Consider the following 22819-nt stretch of genomic DNA (forward strand, 5'->3'; position numbering starts at 1 on the left):
CCCTAAAAGGAAAAGCTGGTTCGGGGGGTGTGGCAAGAAGAGAAAGACCAAGCGGAGGAATCTCCCCTTGGTGGGAAATTCCTCCGCTTGACGGTGAAAGAGGGCTTCTTAGTAGCCGTCGTTCTGCCACAAGATGCTGGTATTGTCGTAAATATCCATCTCGGTCTGCGGTATGGCGAAGATGGCGCGGTTGTTGTCCACCTGCTTGACATACTGTCCGTTGCCCTCGTCGCTCTGGGCAAAGAATTTCTGGTAGGTGGACACCATGTCGCCCCAGCGGATGAGGTCGAACCAGCGCAACCCCTCCCACATGAACTCAATGCGCCGTTCCTGCTTGATGGCTTCCAGGAAATGGGCCTGCGTGTCGGTCTTGCCGGAAGCAAGGGCGGGCAGTCCTGCACGCTGGCGCACCTGATTGACGTAGCCAATGGCGGTGGCCGTGGGGCCGTCGGTGGCGTTGATGGCCTCGGCCTCAAGCATCAGCACCTCGGTGTATCGGATGACGGGCAGGTTGACAGCCCAGTCGGAACCCGACGTGGGTACCCACTTGCGGGCACGGCAGAACTTGGTGCACCAGGTGTAGCCGCGCGCCTTGGAGTCGGTGAGGTCGTCGACGGTGAACCATGCCTGGCGGCCGTCGCCCGACTCGAACGTGCTCAGAAGGTCGGTCGACACCTGCATGGCGGACGATGCACCCCGGTAGGCCCAGCCACGGTCGATGCCGCAGTCTTCCATCATCATCATTTCGCTGTAGTCCTGTCCCTCGGTCGACTGTCCGCCGACATACTGCACTTCCCAGAGCCGGTCGTTCTGCGGGTCGTTGTCGTAGGCGTCGCTGAAGATGCCTTCATAGTTGGCGGCCATCTGGTAGAGGCCGCTGCCGATGACGGCTTCCAGGTAGGGACGGGCCTCTGCGGGCTGGTTCATGAACATGAGGAGCCGGCCGAGGGCGGCATTGGCCGCCCATTTGGTCATGCGCCCCCTGTTGGCGCTGTCCCACGAAGACGGCAACAGGCTGATGGCGTTCTTGTAGTCCTTGACGGCCTGCTCCAGCGTTTCTTTCTGGGTGGAGCGTGCCACCTGGTGGGTTTCGGCCACGGTGTACTCCTTGTCGACGAGCAGGGGCACGCCGCCAAACATCTTGCCCATCGTCTCGTAGGCCCAGGCGCGCAGCCCGTAGGCCTCGCCCTTGATGGAGTTCTTCAGGGTCTCGTTGGAGAATTTCACGTTGTCGATGTGCACCAGAATGCTGTTTGTGCGCGAGATCATCTGGTACATGTAGTTCCACAGCTTCTCGGTGGGCGAGCAACTGGAGTTGTCGGTGAAGCTCTCGGCCCCGTCCGAGTAGAGGTTGGTGTTGATGCTGTTGGTCTCGTCGGAGCGTGCCGTGAGAAAGTGCAGGTAGCCCTTGTCGCCCTTGTAGCAGTCTTCCATGACGGCATAGGCGGCGGTGATGGCCTTGTCGAAATCGTTCTGCGAGGAATAGAACGTGTTGGTGGTGTAGGTGGATTCTGGTTCGGGAGACAGGAAATCGCTGCAACCCGCAAGCGTCAGGCTGCTCAGAGCCAGTGCAGCCACACCTAATATATGCTTTGTTTTCATAAGATGGTTCATGGTTTGGTGAATGGATGGTTAGAAAGTCACGTTGAGGCCCAGGGTGAAGCGGCGGCTCAGCGGGTAGGTGCTGTAGTCGACGCCCAGCTGTGTGGTGCCGTTGCCGTAGGTGTTGGTCTCGGTGGTGAATCCTTTGTAGCCGTCGAACTTGACCACATTGTCGGCCGAAGCGTAGACGCGGAGCGATGTGAACGGCGTCTTGGCTAGCAGCCGCTTGGGGAAAGAGTAGCTCAGCGTGATGTTCTTCACGCGGAAATAGGTGGCGCTGTAGATGTTGTCCTGCGGGCCCCAGTTGAATGGATTGGAGGTCTTGCCGTCCCAATCCATCGACAGTCCGTGGGCGGCCAGATATTCAGTGGGGATGGCAGCCTTCAGGTTGTCGGGGATGTAGCAGTGGAACCAGTTGGCAAAGAGGCGGCGGTTGTAGTTGCCGCCGGCGTCGTTGTGGCGCGAGCCCACATAGTAAACCTTGCCGCCGAACTGTCCTTGGAGCAGGATGCTGAGCTCGAAATTCTTGTAGGAGAAGCGGTTGGTGAAGCCCCAGGTGAGGTCGGGCAGCGCCGAACCGCGGTTGACGCGGTCTTCGTCGGTAATCTTGCTGTCTTTCTTCATGTCCACGATTTTGGCGTTGCCCTCCTGTTCGCCGGCCCTGATAGCCACGCCGTTGGCAATGTCTTCGGCCGAAAGCACGCCGTCGTAGATATAGTCATAGAAAGCAGAGACGGGGCCGCCCACCTCGGTAATGAACTGGAAGTCGTTGTGCAGCTTGGAGATGATGCGCGTCTGGTTGCCGCCAAGTGCCAGCACTTTGTTGGAGTTGTGGGAGAGGTTGAGGTTGCTGGTCCACTTGAACAGCCCCACGATGTTGTGTGTGGTGAGGTCGATTTCCCATCCGGTGTTGCGAATCTTGCCGATATTGGTAAGCTGCGAGTTGAAGCCCGTGGCTGCCGGAACGGGCACGTCGAAGAGCAGGTTGGTCGTGGTGTTGGAGTAAAAGTCGAAGTTGAACTGCACTCTGTTATGGAAAGCCGAGAAGTCGAAGCCGATGTCGAGCGAGCCGGTCTGCTCCCACTTCAGGTCGGGGTTGGCAATGTTGGATGCGGCTGCGCCGTTGTTCTTGGCTTCGCCATAGGCGGCATAGTAGGTTCCGAGCTGCGCCAGATAGGCAAAGTTGCCGATTCGGTCGTTACCCGACGTGCCGTAGGAGGCGCGGAGCTTGAGCAGGTCAATCCACTTTACGTTCTTCATGAAGCTCTCCTGGTTGATTTTCCAACCGGCCGAGAACGAAGGGAACGTTCCCCACTTGCTGTCTTGGCCGAAGCGCGAGGAGCCGTCGCGCCGGATACTGGCCGTCAGGAGGTAGCGGTCGTCGTAGTTGTAGCTCACACGGCCAAAGTAGGACATGTTGCGATAGGGCGTGATGGTGGTGGAAGCTATGGTCGGCGTGGAGGCCACGTTGAGCGTGGCGATGTTCTCGTAGGGCCAGCCGAGAGCAGCCATCGAACCGAGATAGGTGCGGTCTTTCTCGGCACTCTGGCCCAGCAGGACGTTGAGATGATGTGCCTTGAACTGCTGGTCGAAGGTGAGTGTGTTCTGCAACACCCAGGTGGTGGTGTGTGAAGAATGGCTGTTGCCTGCCGAGGCATAGCCACTCACGTTGACAGAGGCCGGCTGGAAATAGTCGTATTCCTCACCGTCGTAGTTCTGGCTGTATTGCAGTTTGTAGGTGAGCGAGGGCAGAATGTTCCATTCTCCCCAGAGATTGGACTGCACGCGGTTGTTGTAGGTCACGTCCTTGGTCTTGGCCAGCTGTGCCAGCGGGTCTATCCAGTAGGAGCCGAAGTCGGTGGACGACTCCGTAGAGGCGAGGTTGCCGCTGGGATTGTCGTCGGTGCGGATGACCTTGCCGATGCCCACGAGCGGGGAGGTCATGAGCGAATGGTGGAGGGCACTCTCCTTGCCGCCACCGCCACCACCGGCATAGGTGGTGCCGGCCGCATTCTGCTCGCTCCTTGAGAAAGAAAGGTTGGCGCCTACACGCAGGCTCTTTGTGATGTTGAGCTCGCCGTTGACACGGGTGTTGTAACGCTTGAAGTTGGTGTTTCGCACGATGCCCTGTTGGTTGAGGTAGCCGAAAGAGGCGTAAATATTGCCGATGCTGCCGCTGGCCGATGCCGACACGTCGTAGCTCTGGATGGGCGCAGTGCGCAGCACTTCGCTCTGCCAGTCGGTAAAATCGTTGGTGGTGCTCCACCATCCGGGGATGCGGTTACCCATGGTGCGTGAGGTCATGGGGTCGCTCATGGAGCCGCCTTCGCGGAGATGGCTGGCATTGCGCATGAACATGTTGTAGGCTATGTATTCGTAGCCGCTCATCAGGTCGAGTTTTTTCTCGGGGCTCTGTACGCCGTAGTAGGCATTGAAAGCCACCGTAGGCTTGCCGCTGCCCTCCTTGGTTTCGATCAGAACGACGCCATTGGCACCACGGCTGCCGTAGATGGCCGTGGCGGCGGCATCTTTCAGAATCTGAATGGAGGAGATGTCGTTGGGGTTGATGCCGCTCATATTGTCGCGGGGCACGCCGTCGATGACATAAAGTGGCGAGGAGTCGCCATTGATGGTATTGACACCACGGATGCGCATGGTGAGTTCCTGGCCCGGCACGCCGCCGCTGGCCGCCTGGGCGTTGACGCCGGCCAGTTGGCCTTGCATGGCTTCCGAGACATTGGTCACCGGACGGTCTTCGAGTGCGTTGGAGCTGATTTTGGAGATGGACGAGGTAAGGTTGGACTTCTTTACAGAGCCGTAACCCACGACCACAACCTCTTCCAGGGAGCGCTTGTCTTCGAGAAGCACCACGTTGTGGTGGGTGTCGGTGGCATTGAATTTCTGGGTGGCGTAGCCCACGTAGGACACTTCGATGGCAGTTCCGCGGGGCACTTGGATGGTGTACTTGCCGTCCAGGTCGGTGATGCTCCCCTTGGTGGTTCCCGGAACTTTGACCGTCGCACCGATGATGGGCTCACCGGCATCATCGGTGACAACGCCGGTCACCGTCACACTACTCTGCTGGGCCGAGCTTTGCGCAAGTGCCTGCCTCATGGCGACAGGGGATATTAACGTCAGATTTAACGCTAATAGCGTCTTTAATGTTAGGTTCATACTTGTTGGTTTTTAGTGAATAGGACAGTATTTATCTTTTTTCATGGAATGTCCGCGGAGGGTCGGTCGTTGTTTTTGCATAAACACCGGCCATTGCAGGTCGCCGTGTCTTTTGGATGTTTTCAGTTTTTCCTGCCATTATAAGGCCCGTCGCGGCAAAAATAAGCAATAAAGGCATATCAAACCGCTTTTCAGACCAATATTTTTAAGCCTTATTAAAAATATTTCCGTGCTTCCGTGCGAAAATGACGAAGAAGTGATACAGAAATCAAAATAACGGCATGAAAGTGTTGTGACAGAGCGGAAAAAGGCTTAGATTTGTGAAAAGAAACAGCAACAGGCATGAAAAAATACAAGATTAGCGACATAGCGGCGATGGCAGAGGTCTCTGTCGGAACTGTAGACCGTGTGCTTCACGAACGGGGCGAGGTGTCGCCCGAGACAAGGAAAAGGATTGAGGCGGTGCTCGAACGCATCCATTACGTCAAGCGCATTCATTCCAAGAGTGTGTCCTGCCATAAGACGGTGAGGCTGTTGGTTATCATTCCGCAGTATCATAAGGGAGACTATTGGGATCGGGTGAGGGAAGGAATAGAGCGGGCCATGACGCATTTCGTGCAGTGTACTTTCCAAACCACTTATCTGACTTACAACCAATTTGACATCAATTCCTGCAAGAACACGTTCAGGACAGCGGCTTCCTACAAGAAAGATGCCGTCATTATCGGGCCCACTTTTTCGGACGAGACCTTTATCTTTGCCAGTCAACTGTCCTTGCAGCGCGTGAAATACATCTTTGTAGATGCCCTGGTGAGGAATGCTGAACCCCTGACAGCATTTGTCCCTGACAACGTGCAGTGCGGCAAGGCACAGGCCCGGTTGCTCACGGCCATCATGGATCACTCCAAGAAGGTGCTCCTGTTGCAGTCCAAACGAGTAGGCGATGACACGTCCATTGCTTCGTTCGAGCGGCAGCGTGGCTTTATCTCATATCTGGCAGAGAACGCCCCCGACATTGAATATGTGTATGGGGTGTATGATTGTAAGCCCAGCCGCAATACGCTCGACGAGCTGGACGGGCTGTTTACCGCCTACCCCGTGGGGGCTGTGGCAGTCTTCAACTCGCAGGCCCACCTGCTTGTCCATCAGCTGAAGACGCTGGGACGGCTCGCCGTACCGGTGTGCGGCTATGGAACAAATGCCCGAAACGTGCAGTTGCTCAAGGATGGCAGCATCTCGTTTCTGATAGAGGAACACCCCGAGTACCAAGGCTACATGGCGGTAAAGGCGATAGCCGACAATCTGATGTCCGGCTCGTCGCCAAGGCCTGTCAACTATGCACCGATCGATATTATGCTCAAAGAGACTGTGGATTACTTTCTGCATTCCGACCCAACGGTTTCATTAAAATAAGGTGTAAGTCCTCTTGTTTCTGCCAAGTTCTCGGTTTTTATCCTTACCTTTGCACAATATATAAAAGATGTAAGGATGAAACGACTATTCTCTATGCTGGCTACAGCACTTGTTTCCGTTTCGTCGGTGGCACAGTATGCCTGGCAGGAGGGCGGCATGCCCGGTCGGTTGGACTTGGGCCGCGACGTCCATTACAAGGCCGAAATGCAGGGCTCGCTGTCAAGAGGGCGGACACCGCTGTGGCTCAATGCCAACAAGCAGGGGCTTTCGTCGCTCGACAAGGACAACGGCTATTTGCGCGGACAGGTGGTACGCCCCGTTGACAATGACTCGGCACGCCGCTGGGGCGTTGGCTACGGAGTGGACATGGCCGTGGCGGCAGGCTATACGAGCCGAGTGGTGGTGCAGCAGGCCTTTGCCGAGGTGAGGTGGCTGCACGGACAACTCAGCGTGGGTGCCAAAGAATATCCCATGGAACTGAAGAACCAGAGGCTAAGCAGTGGGGCGCAAGCCTTGGGCATCAATGCCCGGCCAGTGCCCCAGGTGAGACTGGCTTTGCCCCGCTATTGGACAATTCCTGCCTTGGGAAGGTGGGTGCATCTGAAAGGACACATCGCCTATGGACTGATGACCGATGACGGGTGGCAGCACGATTTTACCGGGATGAAGTCGAAATATTCCGACCATGTGCGCTATCACAGCAAGGCGGGTTATGTAAAAATAGGCAGTGAGGAGCGGTTTGTACCGTTGTCGCTGGAGCTGGGCTTTGAGTCGGCTGCCCTGTTTGGCGGTATGAGCTACACGCCTGACGGGAACGGTGGTCTGTCGAAAATACAGAATGCGTCGGGGCTGAAGAGCTACTGGCGGGCGCTGATACCGGGTGGAGGAGACGCACCGGAGGCTGGCACTGCCTATCAGAACGAGGCCGGAGACATTCTGGGTAGCTGGCTTGCCCGGCTGAACTATGAGACCGACACGTGGGCGATTGGACTCTATGCCGATAAATTTTTTGAGGATCATTCGTCCATGTTTCAACTCGATTACGACGGGTACGGCACGGGAAAGGACTGGAACGTGAAGAAGAAGACACGTTTCCGCCTGTACGAGTTCAAGGACTGGATGCTGGGGGCAGAGCTGAATGTGAAGTATGGAAAGTGGCTGCGCGGAGTGGTGCTGGAGTATCTTTACAGCAAATACCAGAGTGGTCCGATCTACCATGACCACTCTGCAGGGCGGTCGGAACACGTGGGCGGCGAAGACAACTTCTACAATCACTATATTTTTACTGGCTGGCAGCACTGGGGGCAGGTCATGGGCAATCCGCTTTATCGGTCGCCTCTCTACAATGAGGACGGAACAATCGAGGTGAAGAACAACCGCTTTGTAGCCTTTCATCTTGGATTCGACGGTCAGCCGACCGATCGGTTTGGCTACCGGGTGCTGGCCACATGGCAGGAGGGATTGGGTACTTACAGTGATCCTTACGACAAGAAGCACCACAATGTGAGCTTGATGGTAGAAGCAAATTACCGTCTGCCTAAAGGTTGGTGTGTGCAGGGAGCTTACGGGATGGACTTCGGACACATTCTCGGAGCCAATGCCGGTTTTCAGTTCACAGTGTCAAAATCAGGAATATTCAGCTTATGAAGATTATTGGAAAAGCCTTGGGACTGCTGTTGGCAGCCTTGAACGTAGCTGCTTGTGGCGATTTAATAGAAACGACGGACGACGGCAGACTGGGTGGAAACTGGCTGCTGACAACAGTTGACACGTTGGCTACCGGCGGTGTAGCCGATGTGCATACCGACCGCAAGTTCATGGCCGTGGAGGGTGGCATCCTGCAATTGCGTGATGCCGACGAGGGAAAACAATATATTTTTCGTTATAGTTATGTTGACGACAAGCTGACGTTAAGCGATGCGCGGGTCAACGATCGCGAAAGGGGGGATCCTTTGGTCACCGATTCCATGGTATTGGTGCCCTTTGGTTTCGACAGTTTACAGCCCGTGTTGCGGGTTGAGGCCATCAGTCGCAGCCGCCTGACGCTTGTAAGCGACCGTTTGCGGCTGTACTATCGCAAGTTCTGAAGCTTGTAAGCGGCATTAGAATTTCTTGCCGAACATGATGTTGAGGAAAGTCTTGACCAGTATTTTGGTGTCGAACCACCAGCTGCGGTGCTCCAGATAATACAGGTCGAGCTCCAGTCGACGCAGCATCTTCTCCATGGTGTCGGTGTAGCCGTTGTAGAGCGTGGCGTAGGAGGTGACACCCGGACGTATCTGATAAAGGAAAGTGTAGCGTGGGTCGTGTTGCATGATTTGGTCGATATAGTATTTACGCTCGGGGCGTGGACCGATGAAAGCCATGTCGCCCCTAAGGACATTCCAAAGCTGAGGCAACTCGTCCAGGTGGTGCTTACGTAGGAAGCGACCTGTGCGAGTGAGTCGCGTGTCGCCTTCTACTTCCAGCAACTGGGGCTCGCCGTCATGCTCAGCATCGATGCGCATGCTGCGGAATTTGAGGATAACGAAAGGCCGTCCGTGCAGGCCTATGCGCTCCTGACGGTAGATGACAGGAAGTCCGTCTTCCAGTCGTATGGCCAGTGCACAGGCAGCCAGCAGCGGCGAGAAGACCACGAGGCATACGAAAGCGAGAATAAGGTCGACAATTCTTTTCATCGCGTTCGGCCCTCCTTGATGGCACGGGCCGTCAGGTAGTTGAGGGCCAAATGCAAGGCAGTGTATAAAAGAACGTCAAGAATGAAGACGAAAGTGAAGCCTGCCGCTGTGTAAGCCAGCCGGTTGATCACGATAAAAGACAAGGCCAAGGACAAGATGATGACCAGTGTTTGGTTCATGGAGAGGCCCAACCGCATGAATTTGTGGTGGATATGGTTTTTGTCGGCATCAAAGATAGGTCGATGGGTACGCAGACGATGGAGCACTACGCGCACCACATCGAATGTAGGGATGAGCAATAGCGTCATGGCGAAAGGCATGCGCTCGGGAGCATAGTACATGACAGTAGGGTTGTTCATGGAGTATTTCACAAACAAGAAACCCAGGATAAAGCCCAGTGTGAGGCTCCCGCTGTCGCCCATGAAGATCTTTCGGTTGCGGCTTTCCTTGCCCCACAGGTTGTAATACAGGTAGGGCACCAGTGCGCCCATAAGCCCAGCTATGAGAATGCAGTACACGTAGATGCGCTCTTCATAGAAAGCATACATGAATCCGGCGAGAGCTATCTCTGTGAGACCGGCACAGAGACCGTCGATACCATCGATCAGGTTCATGGCGTTGCAAATGAAAACGATGGCCAATACAGTGAGTGGTGCCCCGGCCCAGAATGGTATTTCGTGCAGCCCGAAGAGTCCGTACAGGTTGTTGATGTATAGGTTGGACAAGGGAAGCACTGTGGCGGCAATGAGCTGTGCTGCAAATTTGAGGTTGGCACCGAGTCCTATCAAGTCGTCGATGAGCCCCACGAAATAGATAACGAGTAGCCCTACCATGAAGTAAAGGGACCAGAGATTGATGGAGAGCAGTTTGCTTTGGCGGTCGTAAGCCATGACCAGCAGGGCCAGGATAAAGGCTATGAGCATGCTGGGCAGAAATGATACGCCGCCAAGGCGTGGAATGAGAGTCTTGTGCATCTTGCGAGAGTTGGGAATGTCGTACAGCTTCTTTTCCTTGCAATAGTCCAGAATGACGGGTATGGCAACGAAGCCGCACCCCATGCTGATGCCCAGTGCACCCAAAATCAACAGTATGTATAGAGTCATGTCGCTATGCGCTTTTATAGATAAAACATGTTTTTTAAACATTTATTGTACAACCGAACAATAAAAATTCGGGTAAAAGGGTTTAATACTAAAACGAATTAGAATGAGAGTTTCCATCATTACCGTCGCATATAATAGTGAAGCTACGCTGGCAGACACCATGCAGTCGGTGCTTAACCAGACCTACGGAGATATCGAATACATCGTGGTGGACGGTGGATCGACCGATGGCAGCATTGCGATCATTCGGTCGTTTGAGCCAGCTTTCGACGGGCGGCTCCGGTGGCAGTCGGAACCCGACCGTGGCATCTACGATGCCATGAACAAGGGCATACGTCAAGCTACGGGCGATGTAGTGGGTATTCTGAACTCCGATGACTACTTCACCTCGCCCCAAGTGGTGGAGCGGTTGGTGGCAGCCTTTGCCGATGGTACGCCGGATGCTGTATATGGCGACATTCATTTTGTGAACGTCGGCAATCCCGGGCAGTGTGTGCGCTACTACTCTTCGCGTCTGTTCCGCCCTTGCTGGCTGCGCTTTGGGTTCATGCCGGCCCATCCCTCTTTCTATCTGCGGCGCGATATTTACAGGCAGGCGGGCGGATACCGGCTGGACTATCGCATCGGGGCCGACTATGAAATGATGGTGCGCCTGTTCTTCAAACACCACATCAAGGCACGCTATCTGCCCCAGGATTTTGTCACGATGCGCACCGGCGGTGCCAGTACGCGCAACATCGGTAGCCGACTGACGCTCATCCGTGAAGATGTGCGGGCGTGCCGTGACAATGGAGTGTACACCAACACGCTGATGATATGCACGAAGTTTGTGTACAAGCTCTTCGGGTTATTGCGTAGGTGATGATGGCAGAGCCAGTGCAGCTATGAACCTGTGCTCGAACCTATACTCAGTCCGTATTGACCTAATCACCTTTAGTAGAGGCTTAACAGTCTGTCGAAAACATCGTTGTGCCCATATTGCTCTTTGGCAAAAGACACGCAGTTCTGGCTTATCTGATTATCCTTTTTCTGGCATTGTTCAATTTCGTGGGCCATGTCGTCCATGTCATTCACATATTTTCCTATCGGCGAGGGGGCAAGGTAGGGCATTCCCGAAGTGTTGTAGCACAAGATGGGAGAACCGCACAGCATGGCCTGTAGGCAGACGTTTGGCATGGTGTCTTCTTTACTGTTACAAACAAACAAGTCTGCTAAAGACATGTATTCAGCCAGTTCCTCCTGCGAATAGACGTAGGGGATGGCGATGAGGTTATCGGAGTGGGCAAGGGACAGGTCGTACCCGACGTAGATAAAGAGGAATTGAGGCTTGTCGACAAACCGTTCAGCCAGCCTGATAAAGTCTCTTCCTCCTTTTCTTGGATTGCTCAACACGGCAACAGTGAGTATGATGATCTTACCCTGAAGCTGTTCCTTGGAAAGAGAATGAGGCACTGTCTGGCGAGAATGAAATATGTCAGTGTCGATGGGTTCATTGAGCATAAACAGATGTTTGCCATGAAGCAGCGGAGAGAGCCGGGCACGCTCTATGACCCATTGGGGCCCGGTGAATGTAATGTGCTCGAATTGTGCGTAGGCTTCTGCTTTTTTCTTGAAGTAGCGGTGGGCTGTGTCAAAGAAAAGAGAGCGGGGATAAAGACTGATGGCGGGACACTTGCGGCATCCCGACTGGAACTTCGTGCATGGGCCGGGATAGGCGCATTTGCCCATATACGGATATTCGTCCAGCATGCTATATACTGTCCTAATGCCTTTAGTTTTGATATATTTGAGCAATGCAATGTCGTCAATATAATAGCCATGAAGGTTGTACAACTGTATGACATCTGGCTGCATGCGGTCGATGATTCGCTTGACCCTCCGTGTAGAGAGAGGGTTGAACCCCAGTATGCCGAATAATCGGCAGACCAGCACAGAGATATAATACTCCATGCGGGAACAAACCTTATGGAAGTTTTTGTCATATCCGTCTTTGTACCCATAGCATACCTCTACCTCGTGCCCCAGTGAGATAAGGCGTTTGTAGAGTGCTGTTGTTATGTTTCCTGTAGACGTATAGGTTCCACAAGTGTTGATAATCAAAACCTTCATGTGCTTACCTGCCACTAAAATAGTGGGTTGTGGTATCAATGACATATGCAACCTCATCGTCGGTCATGTCATAGAACAGCGGAAGCCTGATTAGGCAGTCGGTATAACGGTCTGCATGGGGCAGAATCTCTTGGTTCAATCCATGTGCGACTGCGTAAGGGGATTGATGGAGACTCAGGTAATGGAAAGGTGTAGCGATGCCGTGTTGTCTCATGTGGCTTACAAAGGCAGTTCTTTCTTCCAGAGACTTGAATGTCATATAGAAGATGTGGGCATTGTTGGTAGCATAGTCGGGAATGTATGGAAGCTGCACTTCTGTGTTGAAAGGTGTAAGGGCCTCCATGTATTTATTCCATATTTGGATGCGGCGTGCCTGAATCTCCTCAAGATGTTGCAGTTGAGAATAGAGCAATGCTGCATTAAGGTCTGCCATCAGGAACGATGATCCTGTGTCAATCCATCCATATTTGTTCACCTCGCCGCGGAAAAATTCGGAACGGTTTGTCCCTTTCTCCCAAATGATTTCTGCTCTCCGTATGAATGCTTCGTTGTTGACGGTCAGCATGCCGCCCTCTCCCGATGTGACATTCTTGGTGTCGTGAAACGAAAAACATCCCAGGTCGCCGATACTTCCCAATGGCTTTCCTTTATAATAAGCATCCAGAGACTGGGCTGCATCCTCTACCACGGCGATGCCATGCTGATGTGCCAAATCCATGATGGCATCCATATCGCAGGAGACACCGGAATAATGCACGGGGACTATAACCTTTGTCTTGGGGGTGATGTGCTTTCGGATTTCCTCTGGAGTGATGTTAGGGTGCTTGGAACCGCTGTCTGCAAAAACGAGCTTGGCACCTTGCCTCAGAAAGGCAATGGCTGTTGAAACGAACGTATAGGAGGGTAAGATTACCTCGTCGCCGGGGCCAACTCCTGTCAGGATGGCTGCCATTTCGAGGGCGTCAGTGCATGATGTGGTCAATAGTACTTTCTTGAAACCGTATTTCCCAGTGAAGAAAGTGTTGCATTGCTTGGTGAAAGTGCCGTTCCCACAGAGGTGTCTTTGGTTAAGAACTTCTGAGATGTATTCTATGTCAGACTGGAAACGGGCTGGTTTGTTAAAAGCTATATCCATGTTTGTTATTGTTATACCTATTTAATAAGAACGCCTTGATGAAAAAAAGATTGTATCATCTTTCGTAAATGATGCTTTTAATGGTATCTAATTGATAATGTATGTTCCATTTTCTATCAATCTCTTGGTATGCGGCTTGTCTTGTTTCGTCCCTTTTTTTGCCGTCTGTCGAGATCCATTTCTCTATTTTTTCTTTTAAATCCGTAATACTGTCCTGCTTGAAAAAGTCTCCTGTGATGCCTGGTTGTATGGCTTCGAACTCGGGCATTTGGTATGGGAAGTTATCGTGGGTGATGACCGGACATCCGAAGGTCAGTGCATGGATGGCCGTTAGTCCCACGTTGCCCGGCGACACACAGACGGCGGCATTGTAGAACAGCTCGCCCAGCCGGCTGTCGTCGTAACAGGGGCCGTACATCCATAGTTGCCCGTCGATGCCTCGCTGCCGGGCCTCCTGCTCCAGCCCCACCTGCTCGGAATCCTTGCCCACGACGACAAGATTGACCAGCTGGTCCTGCTGTTTCAATAAAGCGATAGCATCAAGCAGCAGGGGCAGTTTCTTTCGTTGCTGTATGCGTCCGCAGTAGATGACGGTGGGATGGGCGTTGCCGAAGTGGGCAGTATAGATGTCGGTGGGCTTCAGCGTCTGCCTGATGGCTTGCTCTCGGTCGGAGTCCAGCGAGTTGGCAATGCAGTAGAGGCGCGATCGGTCGAACCCCTCTTGCTCCATGAGACAGATGGAATACTCGTTGTAAATCATCAGTTTGGAGAACATGGAGAAGAAAATACGCTTCACCAGCCGCTTGACTCCCCGCTCGCGGCCATACCAGCCATGCGACCAGGAGACCGTGGTCTTGCCCAGGAGGCGTGCAAGAATAAGGATGAACCACGAAGAGAGGCAGAAAGGCTCGCCGTCGAGCACATAGTATTGATAGGGTGCAAAGACCAGCCGCACCGAGCCCCGCTGCCAGTAGAAGTGGCCCAGAAAAACATTGTGCAGGGTTTTGCGATAGCCTTTCAGACTGCTGCAGTCGAGGGCCTTGATGGGCGTCTCGATCTTGTCACCGGGATAGAACGCACAGTTGAAGTGCTGATCTATCAGCCGGAAGATAGGTTCCCGGTAGTGGGGAGCCATGTTCGTGATGATGCAGAGACTATGGGGATTCTTCATCGTTGGTTATTTTATATAGTCATGATGCTCCTTTTTCATGGCCGACAGCCTGGGATTCCCTTGAAAGAGAAGACATATCCTCCTCTAAAAGAAATGGTTTCGCCTTTTGTAAATGTCCAGGGCGTATCATTGGGAGAGGCTAACAAATGAAAATAGGATTTCTGAACCTCTGTGGTTTGTGCATTGTAACTCTCCGAATTATACTTTAAATCTCCTATTCCATAATGAGGATCGATAAAGGCGTCTAGCTTGTATTCGCTGTCAAATTGTCGGATGGCTTTTACAAACTTGTCTGCTCTGTTGACAATATTGTTCTTGTAGATACCCATTTTGGTGCGGGAACCTATGAATTGTATGCTATCCAAATCATTGTAAAACCCCAAGCCATCAATCTGATAGGCAAGTATATCTTCCAGAGGCGTAAAGTCAACGCGGACAAAAGCGGTGTCTCTGCAAAAATCCATGTATATATCTTGCTCCATGGCATAGCGTCCATGGCCGTCCTTTTTCTGAGTATTGCTGGCTTGAAGCAGGTCTCTTACTATGATTTGGATATGGTTCCCTTTTCTGATTTCTCCCATTCTCATGGTATCTCCATCTACGATTACAACCTTCTCTTTCTCGTATAATGTTGGAGTGGCATCAATGGAAGTCATGTTCTTATAGCCGTGAAAGCCTCCAGTAAAGAAGCTCTGGCCGTCATCCAAAAAGTCTCCGTCTGCATGGTTCTTTACTTTGAACCGTATGGGCAGTATGTTGTCGGTCTGATGTCCAAATATCCAATATTGGCTGTTGTTATTTGGACGGAGGGTCGAATCTGACTTGGGAACTACGTAAATGTTTCCTAAATCGAAGTTGAGATTCGGAGTCCCGACTTTATTCCCAAAAGTCATGACGGCACTTTTCTGGTCTGTTCCGTTTTGGATTCCCCCAATGAAGATAGTGGCTGCCGTCTGCCCATTGGGCAATATTTCTTTTTCTGGTGCATAGTAACACCAATAGGGCTCTGCAGATTGGGGGCCATGATGGTGTGGGATGTCCAAATCTTTTTCGCAACCTGCAAGTAGCACGCAGGTTTGCAAGCAAATCAAATAGAAAAAAGTAATGTGTATCTTTTTATCCATGGTCTACTTTTTGTTCATCGTCTGCTTTCCTATTGTTGTATATGTCCATGGGGCAGTCGGTTCCGGCAATGAGCAGGAACAGGATGAGCAGCCCGTTGGACAGGAGCGTTGTAAAGAGTGAGGTGTTGAGAATGTACGACAGCGACGGCAGGAAGATAATGAGCAGGTCGGACATCCGATACCGATACGAGATAGAATTGACCAGATGCAGCAGCAGGTAGAACACGAGGCCTATACCCAGCACACCCCAGAATCCGGCTGCCGCCAGCCCGTCGGTGAGGAAGAAGTTGGCGTTGGCATTCTGCAAGCCGTAGGCCACAACCTTGCCGAGCGGCTGCGAGTAGGGGTAACTTTGAGTCACGATATTCACCACATTGATGTGGGAATAGTAGGTGAAAGGGTTGTCGTTGATGCAGAAGAAGCGCAGGTAATACTGCGAGAGCCATCCCGCCACGGCCGACGTGCGCAGGATGACGATGAAGCCGATGGCCAGCTGAAGCACCTCGTTCTTGAGAGTCACGACAAGGATGCTTGCGGCCGTGAAGAAGTACATGACGAAAGCATGCAACCTGTTGGTGATGGCTTCGCGTTCTCGCTTGATGAGGAAGTAGAGCAGAATCAGCACGAAAGGCATGAAGAACGTGAGTTTTTGCATGTCGATCATGAACAGCACGAAGTAGGCTCCAATGATAATCGCCGTGGCTGCCCACCGCTTCTGCCCCAGATAGTTCACCAGCAGGAACGGGTAGAAACCGCCGAACAGCCAGCCCTTGATGTAGGCCCCGATGCCCGTTCCTCCCTCAGAGTTCTCCTCGCGCAGCTGATACATCAGGTCCGACTGGGTAAAGATGTTGACGAAGTGCATCGATCCGATGCTCGTGGCAACCAGCACGACCGTGAGAATCAGCGTGGCCAGCTCCACCCACTTGAATGGTATCTGCGGCCGGATGACGAGGTCTTTGAGGATGGTGTTCTCCTCGCCGATGCTGAAGTAGAGAACGAAGAGCACACAAAGTACGATGCCATAGCTGGCCATGCTGAAGCCGTCGAGGTTCCACATGGTGAACAAGGCATGTACAAACGGGATGTAAACGAGGACGTAGAGGAAGATGGTGAAGAACGACGACACGTTGCGTATGCCCCGATAGAACAGCATCGGCACCACCGACAGCACGGCCCATGCCATGAAGCGGCCCGCGCTCATGTCGATGTAGTCGATGTCCATGTAGCTGAATAGCTTGTAGACGAAGTCCTTAAAGGCATAGTCATACACCAGAATGTATGTCAGGGCGCAGACCATGCGTGAGGTCATGCTGCCGGCATCGAATATGTAGGCCAGCAGCTTCTTCATAGCAACGCGATTCTTATAGCCAGTATGGCGACCGAGACGACCCACAGCGGCATGTACCGGCGGAAAGGCGCCACGCCTGTTCCACTTAGGTGCAGGATGTGGAAATACATGGCCAGGTTCACCAAGGAACAGGCCACGGCATACACCGTAAGGATGTGATAGAGGTTGTGGCTTAGCTCGCAACCCAAAATGATGCTCCCGATAGCCACCAGCGAATAGGCCAGATTGTAGCCGAAGAGCACACGCTGCTTGTTGAGAAAGCGGAACAAGGGGATGAGGGGTTGCGTAAGAATGGTGGGGAAAGACCAGAAAGCCAGGCACAAGGCAATGTTGCCCGCCGTGGCCCACTTGCTTCCGAGGAACACCACCACGAGCTTGTCGCCGCCGCAGGCAAGCACCAGCATCGGCACGAAAGCGATGAGTGCCACCACCTTGCCCACCTGCCGGGTGCACCGCAGCCGGTGTTCCAGCTGTCCGCGGTTGGTGCAGAGCTGCTCGTAATACACGCGGCCGATGGCCGATCCGACGAGCGTCATGGGCAGCAGTAACAGTTGCAGGATGATGGAGTAGCAGCCTATCGTCGACTTGTCAAAGTAGCCCACCAGCACCAGCAGGGGCACGCTGAAGCCCGCGTAGCACAGCAGACTGGAGGGAGCGTCGTAGAGAGCGAAGTTGCGGTAGCGCGACACGATGGCCCCGATGCGCCTGATGTTGAAAGCCCAGAGGCTGCGCAGCTTGCCCGTGCGCACCAGGCAGATGAGCAGAAACAGGAATGTGGCCAGCTGGGCAAGGGTGGTGCCGAGTATCAGTCCGTTGAAAGCGGAGACTGTCACCAGCCCGAAGAGCACCCGGAAAGCAGCCTGCGACCCTCCCAGCACCACGCTTTCCAAGGCCAGATGGGTGTACTGTCCGTAGCGGTTGCACAGGTTGCTCGCCACCGTGTGGGCGGCATACGCCAGCAGATAGGCCAGCAGGAGCACCACCGACGGGAAGTGGTCGAAGAAAGCCATGCCCCGGTTGCGGCCCCAGCCAAAGACAAGAAGTGTGGCGGCGGAGACCAGCACGCCCAGTGTAAGGCAGAGGGCCGACACGTAGGGCACCTCCTCTTCCGAAGCCTTGACGATGGTGTTCTCATATCCGGCGAAGATGGCGATGGTCAGTATTGCGACAAACGACGAGAACACGCCCCACTCGCCGAAGTCGGACGGCTGGTAGAGGCGCGAGAGAATCGGTGTCACTACCACAGGGAGTAGGAACATGACGATGTTGCTGGCCGACATTTTCATCGTGTTGAGCAACAGCGGACTGTTCTTGATGCTTTGGGCAATCTTCTTCAAAACTTGTATCTTTTAGGCGAGGGCACGTAGTACATGGTGACTCCCTTGCGCCCCAGCTCCAGCATTTTGTCCAGGCAGGGCTTCGACTCAAACACCTTGACGAGCAGATTGGAGAGGCGCGTCTTGCGGTAGATGGCGGGCCCGAAGTGGCGGATGAGCGTCATCTCGTGCGTTCGGCGCTCCAGGTCGCCTTCCACGCAACTGTACTGCCGCACCTGTCCCTGCGGGTCGTAGTAGCGGTAGGTCTTCCTGAGGGTGAAAAATTGCGCCCAGTAAGGGTGTTCCTTGTAGAGCAGGGCCTCCACGCAGTGGTCGAAGGTGCCGATGTAGTGGCTGTCGAGACCCAGGGTGAAGACCAGTGCGCCGAGCGTGGTCATGCGGTACCAGGGCGAGTCTTCGTCCCAGCAGTTTGCGCAGTGGCTGTGGTCGCGCAGCAGCCAGTCGGCGTGCCGGCCCCAGGCACACACGGAGTGCTGCACGTTGATGCTGCGCTTCACGCCGGGACTCTGCCTGAAAGTCTCGGCCAGATGTCCGGCAAAGGTCTTGTCGTGTGCGGGGTCGAAGATGCGGCTGTCGTCGTGTTGCAGGGCTGGGTCAGGGTAGGCTGGCATGAGCAGCGTGCCCTCGGGGGTGAGCGTTTGCTGTATGCGGGCAATGAGTTCTTCGGCTGTTCCGCGGTAGTTGTAGAACTCTTTCATTGAGGCGTGGATGCACACCACGCTGCCCGCCCGCATGCCCAGCGCGCACATCACGCCCACTATGTCGTCGGCCGTGTACGTGCGATGATACACGAGCATGCCCATCCGCTTGTGCAAATTCTTGCGCAACAAGGAGAAATCCCGTATGCCGGTCACTCGCTTCAGGGCCATTCCCAGTGTGGTCAGCGCGCTCTGCCGCATGGGTCAGACAAAGATTTTGAGCACGTCTTTCCGCACGGCCCACACCGTGAGCAGCGTGCAGGTGAGTAGTTCCATAATCAAGACAAACAGCATGCGCTTGGGACCGGCCGGCTTTACCGGCACCGAGGCACCCTTGAGGAGGGTGAACACAGGCGTCTTCTCCTGCAGCTTGGCCCGGGCAGCCTCGTATTGGTTGCGGGCATTGGAGTAGGTATTGAACTTCAGCTGCATGTTGTTCTCCATGTCTTCTATCTTCGACTGCACGGCCTGGAGCACCAAATCCTGATTGGCGTCCGAGTAGGCGGCATAGCTGCGGCGGGCTTTCTCGTATTCGGCCTGCGCTTCCTGAGTTATCTTTTTATAGTAGGCCACGTCCTTGCGGGCCTTGTCCGTGCGGTAGGCGGTGATGAAAGCCTTCAGTCGGGTGCTCAGCGAGTCGGCCAGTGTCTTGCACACCAGCGGGTCCTGGGCAGTTGCCGTGATGGTGATGACACCGTCCTTGGAGTCCACTTTCAGCGTCACGTTGTCACGAATGGCCTCGGCCACGCGGCTCTGCTTCTTGTCCAGGGCATAGGGCGAGAGCCTGTTCATGGTCAGAGGCTCCTCTTTCTTGCCCAGCAGCCCGACCCACCAGGGAGTCTTCTGCCGGTTGGCCAGATAGTCGAAGTAGGTGTACCGCTGTCCCTCCTTGGTGCGCACGGGGATGCTGAAAAGCTCGGCCACGAAGCGGTTGTCCTCCATCAGCTCCGGGTAGAGCAGTGGAGTGATGGCGTCGGTGCTCTTGATTTGCGACATGTCGATGCCCAGCGATGAGGCCAGCGAGCCTATGGAGCCCGTGTTGGTCGCGTTGCCGGTCTCGGGGGCCAGCTTGGTATCGGTGGTGTAGTATCGTGGCATGCTCAGGATGAGCAGGCAGTAGGCGGCCAGGCTCACGGGCACCGCGATGGCGAAGAGCCGTCCGTGCTCCCTGATTCTCCTGATGATGAGCCGCAGGTCTATGACTGCCGTTTGGGTTTTTTCGTTCATTGTTCTATAGATTACGTGCGTGCAGGCGGGCCGACAGCCGTGGCCGTCACGTGTGAGGGTGGGGCGTAATGGTTACTTGGCCAGGTTGGCGATGGTGGCAATCATGGCTGCGATGCTGGCCATACCCGAGCCCAGGCTCATGGTCTCGGCAATGCTCATGCGGCGGCTGATCTTGCTCGGCACCACGATTTCGCAGCCCGGCAGGATGTGTGCGCCCTGGCTCAGCTTGCCCACCATGCCGTTCATGTAGATGACGTAGGCGTTGCTCTTGCGTGCGTTCTGCGAAAAGCCGCCGGCTGCATTGATGTAATACTTCGCGCCCTTGCCCTTTTGGTAGGCAATGGTGTTGGGATACATCACGGCTCCGTTGATTTTTACCGTGGCCGTGTACTGTGGCAGGATGAGCTTGTCGCCCTCGCGCAGCACGATGTTGGCGTCGCTCGTGGGGTCGGCCAGGGCCTTGTCGAGCTCGATGCCCACGGGGTAGGTGTTGGGAACCTGGTATTTGTCCAGCTGCGAGTTGGCCTGCTGGGCCACCTGCTGTATGTTGCCCGAGTTGCTGCTGGCGGCCAGTGCCATGAGTTGCTGCTGCAACTGCTCCTGCTGCATCTTGAAAGCCGCCTCCATGCGCACGCGTTCCGATTCGGTGGGCACGCGTTCCAGGCGGGCGCCTTTCACGTAGGCCTGGTCGGTGATGCCGCCGGCCGCCTTGAGCAGGTCGGTGAGACGGGCGTTACGTCGGGTGAGCGTGTAGTCGCCGGCAAAGACCACTTCGCCCTCGATCGACACGTTCTTCTGTTCGGAATAGGCCGGGCTCTTGCGCACATACACCTCGTCAAAGGGCATGAGCGTGAAGCCGGGCTGGCCGTCTACCACGAAGCCGTCCTTCAGTGCAAAGCTGTAACTGCGGGCGATGATGCTGTCGGTGGACAGCGCCCGGGGGTTGCCCACGCGGCGGCTCACGTCTACTTTCACCGTGGAGGCTGTCTCCTTGAGGCCGCCAGCCTGGAGCACGAAGTCCTCCAGCGTCTCGTTGTCGGCATACTTGTAGATGCCCGGATAGTGCACTTCGCCGTGTATGGTGATGGTGCGCTCGGTCATGGCTTCCTGCCGGGAGGGGATGAAGAGCACGTCGTTCTCCCTGAGCGGCAGGTCGGCCACGCGGCCGCTCATGATGCCTTCCACGTCCACGCTCACCACTTCGAGCGTGCGGTCGGCTTTCATACGGTGCATCACGGCGCGGTTGGTAAAGGCCTCCTCGGTGAGTCCCTCGGCATGTTGGATGAGTGTGCGCACGCTGTTGATGCTGTTGCCCATCTGGTACATGCCGGGACGGAACACAGCTCCTTTCACTTCCACCGTGTTCTGGTAGCGCGGCAGGATGGAGTCCACGCTCACGCTGTCGCCGTCGGCCATGCGGAAACTGCTCATATCGAACTCCTCCACATTGAAGACGGCATACTCGCGGCCCGTCTTTCGGTTCACGCGCACGGCCTTGGTGTAGGCGTCGCCGGTGAATCCTCCGGCATAGCGCAACAGGCTTTCCACGCTCTCGCTCTTGCGCATCTCGTAGAACATGGGGCGTTTCACCTTGCCCGTGAGGTTGACCAGGCAGTCGTAGGGCCCGACGATGATGACGTCGCCGTCGGCAAGCCGCACGTTGCCCGTCATCTTGCCGTTCAGGATATAGTCGTAGATGTCGCACACGCTGACGAGCCTGTTGCGGCGGTATATCTTGATATTGCGCAGTGTGCCCAGCTCGTTGGTGCCGCCTGCCATGTAGAGTGCATGGAACACGGTGGCAAAGGCCGAGAGCGTGTAGGTGCCGGGGTTCTTCACTTCGCCCATCACATTGATGGAGATGGTACGTGTCTGGCCCAGCGAAATCTTGATTTGGCTGCTCTGATAGCGCGCTCCCAAGCGGCCGCGGATACGGGCGTTGGCCTGTGCCACCGTCAGTCCGCTCACGGCGATGGGCCCGAAATTCTCCACCACGATGTCGCCGTCGGGCGAGACGGTGGTCGTGAGGCTCTTCTGCGAGGCCCCGTACACGTCGATGACCACCGCGTCGCCCGGCCCCAGCCGGTAGTTCTGTGGGGTGGCAATGTTCATTTCCGGTTCAAAGGTGAGCTCCTTGTTGTTGAAGATGTCGCGGCCGAACACCTTTCTCTGTTCCTTTTTCTGCCAGTTCAGCATGCGGCGCAGCAGGGCCAGCGAGTCTTCGGGCGTCATGAGTGCAAGCTCGTCCTGCATCTGTACGAAGTCGGCATCGTTCTCGTCGTACTTCTCTTTCCACTTGCTTGTGCCCTGTATGCGCTGCGAGGTGGTGGCCTCGCGCTGCTGCCCCTCGCGCTGGGTACGGGCCTTGTCGGCCTCCTTGTCCTTGCCGTTGTTGGTGCGCAGACGGTTGTCGGTGGCCTTGCTTTGGTCGGCGCGGCCCAGTCCGCCGTCCTGGCTCATCTGCTGGTATTTGCGGCGCACGCGGCGAATCTGCGTGATGTCCACGCCCCGCTGCATCAGCTTGGTCACGATTTGGGACTGCGGAGTGCCCCGTTCCACTTCCTGCTGCACGAACTGGGCCACCTGCGTGTCGGTCATCGACGACTGGGCCTGCACGGCCATGGGAGCCAGCAAGAGGAGGGAAAGTGCTATGATTAATTTTTTCATACGGCCTTGTTTTGGCTGCAAAGGTACAAC

Annotated in this window: 17 protein-coding genes; 4 read left to right on the forward strand and 13 right to left on the reverse strand. The window is 55.0% G+C overall.

What is annotated here, in order from left to right; translation table 11 throughout:
- Positions 1 to 108: 108 nt before the first annotated feature.
- Positions 109 to 1602 carry a RagB/SusD family nutrient uptake outer membrane protein gene (locus L888_RS0101140; protein WP_245594791.1) on the reverse strand — a complete coding sequence of 498 codons (1494 nt, stop codon included), beginning with the start codon at positions 1600 to 1602 and terminating at the stop codon, positions 109 to 111.
- 30 nt (positions 1603 to 1632) lie between these two features.
- Positions 1633 to 4716: a SusC/RagA family TonB-linked outer membrane protein gene (locus L888_RS0101145; RefSeq protein WP_245594792.1), complete on the reverse strand. Its 3084-nt coding sequence runs from the start codon at positions 4714 to 4716 to the stop codon at positions 1633 to 1635.
- Between the two features lie 402 nt (positions 4717 to 5118).
- Between L888_RS0101145 and L888_RS0101150 the strand changes: the two genes are divergently transcribed.
- From L888_RS0101150 to L888_RS0101160, 3 genes are all read left to right on the forward strand, one after another.
- Complete coding sequence (locus tag L888_RS0101150; protein ID WP_027951537.1) at positions 5119 to 6189, forward strand: substrate-binding domain-containing protein; 1071 nt, start codon at positions 5119 to 5121, stop codon at positions 6187 to 6189.
- Between the two features lie 75 nt (positions 6190 to 6264).
- Positions 6265 to 7836, forward strand: coding sequence for a capsule assembly Wzi family protein (locus L888_RS0101155; protein WP_027951538.1), 1572 nt, complete (start codon positions 6265 to 6267; stop codon positions 7834 to 7836).
- Positions 7833 to 8276 (forward strand): lipocalin-like domain-containing protein, encoded by a 444-nt coding sequence (locus tag L888_RS0101160; protein ID WP_027951539.1) that lies wholly within the window; start codon positions 7833 to 7835, stop codon positions 8274 to 8276. Before L888_RS0101155 ends, L888_RS0101160 begins: the two co-directional genes overlap by 4 nt.
- Before the next feature lie 15 nt (positions 8277 to 8291).
- Here L888_RS0101160 and L888_RS0101165 read toward each other — a convergent pair whose 3' ends face one another.
- Entirely contained in the window at positions 8292 to 8867 is a 576-nt protein-coding gene (locus L888_RS0101165) for a sugar transferase (protein ID WP_005843915.1), read from the reverse strand.
- Positions 8864 to 9970 (reverse strand): MraY family glycosyltransferase, encoded by a 1107-nt coding sequence (locus L888_RS0101170; RefSeq protein ID WP_027951540.1) that lies wholly within the window; start codon positions 9968 to 9970, stop codon positions 8864 to 8866. The genes L888_RS0101165 and L888_RS0101170 overlap by 4 nt, the downstream gene beginning before the upstream one ends.
- 103 nt (positions 9971 to 10073) lie before the next feature.
- Between L888_RS0101170 and L888_RS0101175 the strand changes: the two genes are divergently transcribed.
- The gene (locus L888_RS0101175; protein ID WP_005843911.1) at positions 10074 to 10832 is read left to right on the forward strand and encodes a glycosyltransferase family 2 protein; all 759 of its coding nucleotides are present in this window, start codon (positions 10074 to 10076) and stop codon (positions 10830 to 10832) included.
- A 71-nt stretch (positions 10833 to 10903) separates the two neighbouring features.
- Here the strand turns inward: L888_RS0101175 and L888_RS0101180 are convergent, their stop codons facing one another.
- From L888_RS0101180 to L888_RS0101220, 9 genes are all read right to left on the reverse strand, one after another.
- Positions 10904 to 12136, reverse strand: coding sequence for a glycosyltransferase (locus L888_RS0101180; RefSeq protein WP_394331037.1), 1233 nt, complete (start codon positions 12134 to 12136; stop codon positions 10904 to 10906).
- Positions 12084 to 13214 carry a dTDP-4-amino-4,6-dideoxygalactose transaminase gene (gene rffA, locus L888_RS0101185; RefSeq protein ID WP_027951542.1) on the reverse strand — a complete coding sequence of 377 codons (1131 nt, stop codon included), beginning with the start codon at positions 13212 to 13214 and terminating at the stop codon, positions 12084 to 12086. The genes L888_RS0101180 and rffA overlap by 53 nt, the downstream gene beginning before the upstream one ends.
- 55 nt (positions 13215 to 13269) lie before the next feature.
- Positions 13270 to 14385, reverse strand: coding sequence for a glycosyltransferase (locus L888_RS0101190; protein WP_027951543.1), 1116 nt, complete (start codon positions 14383 to 14385; stop codon positions 13270 to 13272).
- A gap of 35 nt (positions 14386 to 14420) precedes the next feature.
- Positions 14421 to 15509, reverse strand: a complete 1089-nt coding sequence (locus tag L888_RS0101195; protein WP_027951544.1) for a hypothetical protein — start codon at positions 15507 to 15509, stop codon at positions 14421 to 14423.
- Positions 15502 to 16860, reverse strand: a complete 1359-nt coding sequence (locus L888_RS0101200) for a hypothetical protein (protein WP_027951545.1) — start codon at positions 16858 to 16860, stop codon at positions 15502 to 15504. The genes L888_RS0101195 and L888_RS0101200 overlap by 8 nt, the downstream gene beginning before the upstream one ends.
- A complete protein-coding gene (locus L888_RS0101205) occupies positions 16857 to 18197 on the reverse strand; it encodes an oligosaccharide flippase family protein (RefSeq protein ID WP_027951546.1) in 1341 nt (446 codons plus the stop codon). The genes L888_RS0101200 and L888_RS0101205 overlap by 4 nt, the downstream gene beginning before the upstream one ends.
- Positions 18194 to 19096: an AAC(3) family N-acetyltransferase gene (locus tag L888_RS0101210; RefSeq protein ID WP_027951547.1), complete on the reverse strand. Its 903-nt coding sequence runs from the start codon at positions 19094 to 19096 to the stop codon at positions 18194 to 18196. Before L888_RS0101210 ends, L888_RS0101205 begins: the two co-directional genes overlap by 4 nt.
- A 3-nt stretch (positions 19097 to 19099) precedes the next feature.
- Positions 19100 to 20122, reverse strand: a complete 1023-nt coding sequence (locus tag L888_RS0101215) for a GumC domain-containing protein (protein WP_027951548.1) — start codon at positions 20120 to 20122, stop codon at positions 19100 to 19102.
- 72 nt (positions 20123 to 20194) lie between these two features.
- Complete coding sequence (locus L888_RS0101220) at positions 20195 to 22789, reverse strand: SLBB domain-containing protein (protein ID WP_027951549.1); 2595 nt, start codon at positions 22787 to 22789, stop codon at positions 20195 to 20197.
- Positions 22790 to 22819 lie beyond the last annotated feature (30 nt).

Origin of the sequence: Hallella seregens ATCC 51272, from assembly GCF_000518545.1 — a bacterium.
Taxonomy (GTDB): Bacteria; Bacteroidota; Bacteroidia; order Bacteroidales; family Bacteroidaceae; genus Prevotella; species Prevotella seregens.